The organism is Candidatus Cloacimonadota bacterium, from assembly GCA_011372345.1.
GTDB lineage: Bacteria > Cloacimonadota > Cloacimonadia > Cloacimonadales > TCS61 > DRTC01.
The window spans coordinates 1-8,410 of sequence record DRTC01000226.1 but is presented as its reverse complement, the minus strand read 5'-3'; the positions used below and the strand labels follow the sequence as shown (position 1 = coordinate 8,410).

The 8,410-nt window shown below is 33.8% G+C and carries 6 protein-coding genes; all 6 read left to right on the top strand.

Annotated features, from left to right (window positions below):
- Positions 1-765: undecaprenyl/decaprenyl-phosphate alpha-N-acetylglucosaminyl 1-phosphate transferase (locus ENL20_04410; protein ID HHE37797.1), on the top strand; the 765-nt coding region annotated here is incomplete at its 5' end.
- Complete coding sequence (locus ENL20_04405) at positions 762-3,185, top strand: T9SS type A sorting domain-containing protein (protein ID HHE37796.1); 2,424 nt, start codon at positions 762-764, stop codon at positions 3,183-3,185. The genes ENL20_04410 and ENL20_04405, both read left to right, overlap by 4 nt.
- 6 nt (positions 3,186-3,191) lie before the next feature.
- On the top strand, positions 3,192-4,187 hold the full coding sequence (locus tag ENL20_04400; GenBank protein ID HHE37795.1) for a glycosyltransferase: 996 nt from the start codon (positions 3,192-3,194) through the stop codon (positions 4,185-4,187).
- Positions 4,184-5,725 (top strand): hypothetical protein, encoded by a 1,542-nt coding sequence (locus ENL20_04395; protein HHE37794.1) that lies wholly within the window; start codon positions 4,184-4,186, stop codon positions 5,723-5,725. The genes ENL20_04400 and ENL20_04395 overlap by 4 nt, the downstream gene beginning before the upstream one ends.
- Positions 5,722-6,765, top strand: a complete 1,044-nt coding sequence (locus tag ENL20_04390; GenBank protein HHE37793.1) for a glycosyltransferase — start codon at positions 5,722-5,724, stop codon at positions 6,763-6,765. Before ENL20_04395 ends, ENL20_04390 begins: the two co-directional genes overlap by 4 nt.
- Positions 6,766-7,075: 310 nt before the next feature.
- A partial coding sequence (locus ENL20_04385; protein HHE37792.1) for a hypothetical protein occupies positions 7,076-8,410 on the top strand: 1,335 nt, incomplete at its 3' end.

The following is an 8,410-nucleotide window of genomic DNA, read 5'->3' as shown; positions in this document are numbered from 1 at the left end:
CTTGGATATCTGGATGATAAAAGAAAGTTTACAGCTAAATACAAATTATTATTCCAGATAGGGATTGCCTGTTTAATGTATTATTTAGGATTTAAAATCAAGATTCTCACGAATCCTTTTGGTGATGATATCATTTTGGGAATAATTTCATTTCCTTTAACAATTGTTTGGTTTCTTCTCGTCATCAATGCATTTAACCTTATTGATGGAATCGATGGTCTCGCTTCTGGAATTGCTGTGATCGTCAATTTAGTTTTATTTGCTGTTGGACTTCTATTCTCAAATAAAATGATAATGTTATTGGCTTTGACTTTGATCGGCAGTAATATGGCTTTTTTAAAATATAATTTTTATCCGGCAAAGATATTTATGGGAGATACGGGAAGTTTATTCATCGGCTTTAATATTGCTGCCATCTCGGTTACAGGTTCGATTCAATTTAAAGGAATTACAACCATGACCTTACTAATTCCGATAATTGCTTTGACTTTCCCGATAAGTGATACTTTTTTGGCAATCGTGAGAAGGATAAAAAAAAAAGAGAGTATTTTTTTGGCAGATAAAGAACATATTCATCATAAAATGATGGAATCAGGTTATAATCAAAAGACTATTTCCATCATCGGATATACTATTACTTTTTTATTCGGTCTGATCGCTTTCGGATTTTCTTTTGCATCGAAAGAGATCTTACTGGTTATTCTTTTACTATTAATTATACTGTTAGCATTATTTTTCATATTTACAAAGGGGTTACATAAATGAAAAAATTTAGTTTATTTCTGATGATAATAATTTGCTGGATCAATGTTCATTCATTGAAAAACTGGAAAACTTATACAAATACAACCCATATTTTTGATACTCAAATAATAGACAACAAATTATATTCTGCAACCTGGGGTGGAATGTTAACATTCAATTTAGATGATCATGTTTTTGAGAAAAATTATACGATTATCGATGGTCTGACAGGAACAGATATAAGAGCTTTACATTACGATAATAATTCTGATGTTCTTCTGATTGGAACGAGTAAAAATGGAGTAAATCGATTTTCAGATAATGAATTTTTATTGCCGATAACTACAACAACCGGTTTGCTCTCGGATAAGATCAAGAAAGTTATTCAGAAAGATTCTCTGATCTTTATAGCTACGGATCAGGATTTAAGCGTTTTTTTGGATAACCAGGATTTTCCATTTCCTTTATTGATAGATAATTATTCTACTCAAGATGGACTATCTTCCGAACAAATTAATTCAATCCAGATTTCATCAGATGATATCCTATTTCTGGGAACTGATAATGGTCTTGATCTTGTTCATTTAGACTCAATGAATACAGTCTCTTCCTGGTACAATTTAAATGTTGATAATTCAATGATCCCCGGAAATGAGGTCTCATCTATTTCGCTCAGAGATGATAAAATTGCTCTGGGAACAGATGAAGGAATTGCTTTAATAGATCTACCGGAAATGAATAACTGGACGATTTATAATGAAACTGATCTACCTGATACGAATCGAGTTTTTCCGGTTTTCCTCGATTCGGAACGAAATCTCTGGTTCAGTTTTGGAAATTGGAATGATGAAAAATTGACGATAGACAATTCTTCTGACCTTGCTATAATTAAGATTTCTGAAGATGGTTCTCAAACAATCTGGATGAAAGATGAAAATGGTCTTACAACTTCCTTGATTACAGGATTTACTGAAATTGACGGTTCAATTTGTGCATTTTCATGGGGAGAGGGGATTTTTATTTTAGAGAATAATAACTGGCAGAATTATAAACAAAACTCCATTTCAGCAAATATTATAACTGATATCGAAATCGACCAGAATAATAAATTGTGGGTTGCAAACGGGTATTATGGGCTATGGGAACTCAGCAAAGGTACTCAAGGTATTTCCTGTTTTAATGATGGAATCTGGGAGTTCTACACATCCCAGGAATCTCCTTTAAAAACGAATAATGTTTTGGATATTGAAATCGATCAGTACAACAAAAAATGGTTTGCCTGCTGGCAATTAAATGAACCCGGAAATGGAGGAGTTTCCGTATTCGATGATGTTGCTGACAACTGGCAGACTGTAACCGGACTCTCATCAAGTTACTTCACTTCAATGTCTGCTGATTATCAGCATTATATGTGGTTAAATTCTCATAATAAAGCTGATATTGTAAATGTTGTCGATCTAACACTTGTACATCATACTGGAACGATAAACCTCGACATTGTTGATAATGATGGTGTTGATAAATATTTATGGTCGAGTTTGATTACAACTGAATGCAGTTATTTTGGTTTCATTGAATCAGGAATCTGTATCTGGAATAATTCTTCTTTTCCAGAAACTTATGGAAATTACTGGCAAAATATACCTTTTTCCGATCTTCATAATAGTGCTAAAGTATTTGATATTAAAAAACGGGAAACGACATATACTGATGAAATCTGGATCGCATCCTCCAACGGTTTATTTATGTTCGATGGAGATTATTGGTATCAATACGGAACTGTAATAAAGAAAAAAATTTATTACAATAATAGTTGGACTTATAATGAGAACGATCCTGAATATTTGTATATCGGGGGAGAAAATCCGCAGGAAAAATTGTATGGAGCAGCTTCTACCTATCCGACTGCTTTGTTTGTCGATCCTTTCAATCGCATCTGGATCGGAACCCAGGATAATGGGATAACTCTTTATCAACCGGAAGCTTATTATGAAGATGAGTTCACCAATATTACTAAAGAAAAATATCCCCTGCTTTCCAACACAATAACTTCATTTGCTTATGAACCTGACACTGGAACTTTGTATGTTGGAACTGATGAAGGTTTGAATTCCTTTGAGATTGGAATTGCTCCTTCTTCCAATAAAGAAACAAAATTGCGAAATGTTGTTGTTTATCCAAATCCTTTTCATCCTGCTCAGGGAGACATTTTGAGAATTGAAAATCTCTCTACTCAAACCATGCCGAAAGGTGATACTTCCTGCAGTATTTACGATCTGAACGGAGATTTTGTGATCGAGCTGCAGAAAGACTATTTCCAACAATTCCAATGGGATGGATTGAATAGTTCAGGATATAAATGTGGTTCCGGCATATATTTTTATGTTGTTCATACAGATGATGGTCAAATAGCAAGAGGAAAATTTGCTTTGATCAGGTAAATCTTAATGGAAAAAAAATTAGCCAAACTATTATTTATTTCTGCTTACAATTCGACTTATGTAAAAACTGATCTATCTATTTTAGAAAAAAGTTTTAAGGTCAGAACCTTGATCATATCTAATTGGAAAAAGAATTTGGGTAAAATTTCTGAAATATATAAAGGTGTTTTATGGGCGGATATTTCATATATCTGGTTTGCTGATTTTGTAGCTTTACTGGTTATTTTTTTCTCAAAGCTGTTGAAGAAAAAAACTGTTGTTGTTATTGCCGGATATGAGCTGACAAAAATCCCGGAATTCAAATACGGAGGACAGTTAACTCTCATCTCTCGCATGAAAATAAAATATGTTCTAAAAAATGCAGATCGAATTTTAACGGTTTCTGATTTCAGTAAGAATGAAATCGGTAAATTTGTCGATTTGAGAAAGGTCAGGATGATCCATCTCGGAGAAGGTTTGGATTGTGAAGATGTTAAGAATAAGAAAGAAAATCTCGTCGTTACGGTTGGAAAAGCACAAAGAAATCCCAGAAATATTATGAAATTGAAAGGTCTCGATACTTTTGTTAAAGCTGCGAAACAGATTCCTGAAGCAGAATTTGTCATCATTGGAGAATATGATAATGAAACATATAATTATTTAAGAGAGGGATCTTCCAATATAATATTTACCGGAAATTTATCAAAAGAACAAACTCTTAAATGGTTCCGAAAAGCAAAAGTTTATTGCCATCTTTCTTACCGCGAATCATTTGGTCTTGCCTTGCTGGAAGCGATGAATTGCGGTTGTATTCCGTTTGTAACTTCAAATGGAGCATTACCGGAAGTTGTCGGAGATACGGGTTATTATGTTCGATATGGAGATGTTGAAGATACTGTGAAAGCGATAAATAAAGCATTAAAATCTAAAAACAATGAACAGGCAAGGGAACGAGCTGAAGAAATGTTCCCGCTCCAAAAAAGAGAAGAAGAACTCAATAAAATAATGAAGGAGATCCTATGAACTTGAAAGTTGGTATTATCGGTTATCAACCAGGATGGGAGATAATTCTGAATCAGGAAGGAATTACTTTTGATAGGATTATGTCAAAAAATCCGATCAAACCTGAAAATTATGCAGTTCTGATTGTTCCTTCCTCGATCAATTCTGATGAAGAACATATCATCTCTAATTATTTGGAAGGTGGTGGTTCAGTCATATTTGAAGCAAAATCTTATGCTGCCATTTTCAAAAAAAAATACAAAACAAAAAATGTCTCTTACCTGGTTGCCAGCGATAAATCTCATTATACAGGTATCGGTTTGGTTGATATAAATTCCGAGATGTCTTATGTGCATGATAAAAGCCTTGTATTTATTGACACAAATCTGCATATTGTTTTCAAAAATGTCGGCAAAGGTATGCTCATAGTTTTTCCTTTTGATATCAATTCTCTGATCCTGAATTACGAATCAATCAGGAAAAAATTCTATTTTATGAGAAAAGAGCTTCCTTCCGAAATCGTTACCAGTGTTTCCAAAGGAAAGATTAGAAGACTCGTTACTTTGACACTTTCGTACATGTTTAACAGTCGCAAACTTCCTTTTGTTCATTTATGGTATTATCCTGATAAAGTTAAAAATGTATTTCTGTTCCGTGTTGATACTGATTTTTGCAATGCCAAAGATGCAAAATCCTTATGGGAGATTTGCCGCAGATATCATGTTAATGGAAGCTGGTTTGTGGATACTGTTTCAGATGAGATGTTAAGCAAAGTATATAAATTAATGGAAAAGGATCAGGAAATCGGTTTGCATTGTTTCAGACATATTATTTTTAATAATTATCGTAAAGACTATGAAAATATCAATCTCGGATTGAGTAAATTAAAAGAAAACAATATTGATACTTCCGGATTTGTTTCTCCTTACGGTGATTGGAATCCGCAACTTGGAAAAATCTTTGAAGAACTCAATTTCAAATACAGTTCTGAGTTTTGTCTCGATTATGACAATTTCCCATTTTATCCTAATTTTGATAACAGGTTTTCAAAAGTTCTGCAAATACCTGTTCATCCGATAAGTCCTGGAAGATTAAGAAGATCTCACTTTTCCGAAAGCGAAATGATCCAGTATTATTTATATGTAATCGAACAGAAGAAACTACTAATGGAACCGATCATTTTATATCATCATCCTTCACATCAGAAATTCAATGTCATCGAAAAACTTTTTATGAAAATCGAGGAACAGAATATCTGGAAAACGAATTTCACCGGATTTGCAGATTGGTGGGAAAAACGAAACAAAATAAAATTACAGCAAAAATTAGTTGGAGATAAGATTATTTCTGAAAAGACTGAAGATAATTTCTTTATCAGGATTGTTATTGATAATAATTATGCGATCGTAAAATTCAAGAAGGAAATTTCTCTAAGAGGTTTAGATTGGGAAAAAGTTGAAAGGATCAGGATTCCTGCAGATATAAAAAATACCAGGAAAAAAAGCTGGCGGGATGTTTTGTATGATCGGGAAAATAAGCAAGGTAAATCAAAACAATGAAAATATATTTTGCCGGTTACCAGACTTTGATGCTGAATCGAGGAGGACCGACTTATAAAATCATTCATCTGAAAAAAAAACTGGAAGAAATTGGAGTTAATGTCCAACTTTTTAATATGTGGGACAAAGATCTGAAAATCGGGAAAAACGATCTCGTTCATATTTTCAATGCCAGTATCAGCACTTTTGATCTGGCAATGAATCTTAAACCCTATGGAGCAAAATTCGTTGTTAATCCGATCTTTTTCAGTAATCATTCTGCAAAAACATTACGGATTTACCAAACTCTGGAAAAGCCGTTTCACAAGATTTTTAAAAGAACTTATTCTGATTACAGCTTAACAAAAGATATTTGCAATGCATCCAAAAAAGTTCTGCCAAATACAAAAGCAGAAGCTGATCTACTGAATCTTGGACTTGGTGTCGATAAGAAAAAAATCAAGATCATCCATAATGGAGTCGAGGAAAGATTCCTGAATTCTGATCCTGATCTTTTTATCAAAAAATACGGAATTAAAGATTTTGTTCTTTATGTCGGACATTTAGGACCAGTTCGCAAAAATGGGAAAAATATTATAAAAGCCCTTCAGGAAATCGATCATCCTGCAATTATTATTGCCGATATTCTGCATAACGAAGAAGGAAATTGGTGCAGGAAGGAAATTGAAAAAACAAAGAATATTCTTTTGATAGAGTGGCTGAAGCATGACGATCCATTACTTGCTTCAGCATACGCAACCTGCAAAACCTTTATCCTGCCAACTCGTTACGAAACTCCGGGAAGAGCTGCCCTGGAAGCCGGTTTAGCCGGAGCAAATATCGTTATTACTCCTTTTGGCGGAACTAAAGAATATTTTGCAGACATGGTAGATTATGTTGATCCGCATTCCATAAATTCAATTAAAAATGGGATTCAAAACTCCTTGAATAAAAATAAAAGTGACCACTTAAAAGAACATATCAAGAAAAATTTCATCTGGAAAGTTATTGCTGAACAGACACAGCAGATGTATCAGGAAGTTTTGGATATTAATATCTAATTCGAGTCGTAAGGACGAAGGACGACGACTCAAAGCAGCATGACTGGTTTTATTTCGACTCGTCGCGTTGCTTACGAGTCGAATAATAGATGATCCTTCCGAAGCTTTTCTTTCAAATGCGACAATACGCATTGTCGCTTTCTAAAATAGAGATGCGGAAGGTTGAAGGATTGGAGTAATTCAATCATATTGCCTTTTGAGTCGGAACGATTCATCATTTGGAAGTTCCGATATAAAATCGGAATCGCTTTGCATTAACACGATTAATGCAGTCTAAACATTTGTGTAAGATAAACTTTCCGAATCTTAAATGCAAGAATTTCTTTGCTGGAAGCTTCGGAAAGTAAGAAAATCCATGAAAAAATATTTCAGAAAAACAATAGAATATACAGCTGGAAATCTCTTTAACAAATTGCTGCATTTGTTTTTGCTTCCCATCTTTACTCGTTTGATGGTTCCTGAAGAATACGCTGTTTATGCAAATCTTTTGATCTTTTTATCTTTTGCATCACTGATCTATTTTTTGGGATTGCAGCAGGCGATCTTCTCCTTTTTTTATCAAAAGAAAACCAATGAATACAAATTTACCATAATTTCCTCGATCTATATCATGCTTATTATTTGTGGGATAATTCTGTCATTTCTGATCATCATCTTCAGGCATCAGTTATCAATACTGATCGTCAGAACTGCTCTTTATCAGCAACTTTTTATCTGGATAAGCCTTATCCTGTTCTTTGATGTGATCTATGGCATGACGCTCAGTTTCTTGAATATTATGGAAAGGTCAGCAAATTATGCGCTTCTTTCAAATGTAAAGAATACACTTTTTCTGATCCTGGTCATAGTCGCAACTATTCTGAAAAAACTGGATATAAACTCCATTTTTGTATTTTTAGCGATATCTTCATTCAGTTCAGTGATTGTTTCCCTGCTCAATATGAGAAAAGTGGTGCAGAAATTATCTTCCGTTAGATTCAAGAAGTTATTCTTTTCCATACCGCTTATCAGAGATCTGCTCAAATTCGGAATTATCATGATCCCGGGTACAGTCGCCATGATCACTTTGCGTATGTTTGATAGATATATGCTGACCTATCTTTCTCCGAATTCGCTTTATGATGTTGGAATTTATGCGATCGGATATCGAGTGGGAATGATAATGCAATTCCTGATTTCGATGGTAAGTATGGTTTACTTCCCTTATGCAATGAGAATTTCAGACCATTCCGAAGCAACTGCATCATATAAAAAAGTCTTTAATTATTATCTCCTTTTTGGTGGAATTCTCGGATTTCTGATCATTTTATTTGCTGCGGAAATTTTTTATATTTTTATTGATAATGCTTATTATCCTGCGATCAAAATTGTCTTTTTCGGAGTTATTTCAAATTTCCTGCTTGGTGTTTTTAATATCATAAATATCAGTTTTTATGTGAAAAAAAGAGCCGGAAAAATTGCGGTTGCAGTTGGGATTGGAGCATTGATAAATATTTTCTTGAACTATCTTTTAATCCCTGAATTTGGAATTTACGGAGCTGGAGGAGCTTCGATCTTTGCCTATTTATTCATCGTGGTCTATAATTATATTGCTGCTGAGAAAGTTTATCCGGTTGGTTATAAGTTTAGATTTGTTATATTAACT